Raw genomic sequence first — 1,311 nt, forward strand, 5'->3', positions numbered from 1 at the left:
GGGTTATAGGCCAAAATGTGTGTACAGCCCTCGGTGTGTCGCCCTGGTTCACCGGCGTGATCTGCCCGCCCAACCATGTTGGAGACCGTTGCCGTCCTCCCAGCTGAAGTCGGTGCCCATGGTCGGGCCGATCGGTTCGTCCTCGGTGGTGTCGCGGCGCGTCGTCCGGGGTGGTGTGTAGTGCTCGGGCCGGACCAGATCCCACAGGTCACGGGGCTCGGCGGTCAGGCTGTTGAGTTTCCATTCCGCGGCCCGACGAGCGTGCTCGACCGGCAGACCGCGGTGTGTGCGGAACAGGTCCTTGATCGCCTTGTTCGGTCCGCCTTCCAGCGGTGAAGTGGTCCGCTGCAGGGGGTGATCGTCGTCGGTGAGCTCGGGGTCGATCCAGGTGAACAGGTGGTTGTTGGCGATCAGCCGGCGGAACAGGCCGCGGGTCTTGCGTAGGTCCCGGTGGGTGTACCACCACTGTTGGTCGTCCGAGACCCCGCTGGGGCGGGCCACATGTGTTTTCGCGTAGGTGCGGTGGCGCAGGAAGCTGTCCCAGCGTGCCTCCCACGCCGCGTATGCGCTCAGCCACAGCACGGCCTGGTCGATGCCCCGGACGTTCATCAAAGCCCGGGTGAGGGTGAGGATTTCGCGGCCTGCCTCGAGTCGGGGTTTGAGGGTGTGGTGGCGGCGTACGACCTGGAAGATGTGGAAGTAGCAGCGTTGGATGCGGGTGGTGGGCCACTGTTCGGCGATCGCGGCGTGCAGGCCGGTGCCGCCGTCGATGACGGCGACGGTCGGGGCGGGGTGGCGCCCAAGGATCTGTTGCCAGGCGATCTTCTTTTCGCGGTCGCACCATTGCCAATCGATGACGTGGTGGCCGTCGGTGGCGATCAGCAGGCACCAGGACTGGAAGTAGGTGCCGTCGAGGATCACCAGATCGGCCGGTGTCGGGGCCGGGGCCGGTGTGGGGATCTCGACGTTCCAGCACCAGGAGGTGTCGCGGCGGAAGGTGCGGGCGCTGGAGGCCACCTGGGTGGGTGTGTGGCCGTCGAGAAGCCACGCCCGGAATGCGTTCAGTTGTGCTTTGCGGGTGATGTCCGGACGTGACTGGGTCGTCGATGCGCCGCAGGTTTTGCAGCGCCAGCGGGTGCGGCCGGCAGTGGTGGTGCCGTTCTTGACCAGCTTGGCTCCGCATACACCACAGAGCGGGGAATTCCGGGTAGCTGACACCGAACATGCTTTCAGAGCATGTTCGGACGCCTATCATTCGAGGTCAGGGGCAGGAAATGGCGGGTTCTGTACACACATTCTGGCCATTAACCC

1 protein-coding gene is annotated in these 1,311 nt (G+C 65.5%); it reads right to left on the bottom strand.

The window, feature by feature from the left end; all coding sequences use genetic code 11:
* Positions 1 to 48: 48 nt before the first annotated feature.
* The gene (locus M1M07_RS32250) at positions 49 to 1,218 is read right to left on the bottom strand and encodes an IS1249 family transposase (protein WP_248676768.1); all 1,170 of its coding nucleotides are present in this window, start codon (positions 1,216 to 1,218) and stop codon (positions 49 to 51) included.
* Between the last annotated feature and the right edge of the window lie 93 nt (positions 1,219 to 1,311).

The sequence above is a fragment of the Rhodococcus sp. HM1 genome, from assembly GCF_023218075.1.
GTDB lineage: Bacteria > Actinomycetota > Actinomycetes > Mycobacteriales > Mycobacteriaceae > Rhodococcus.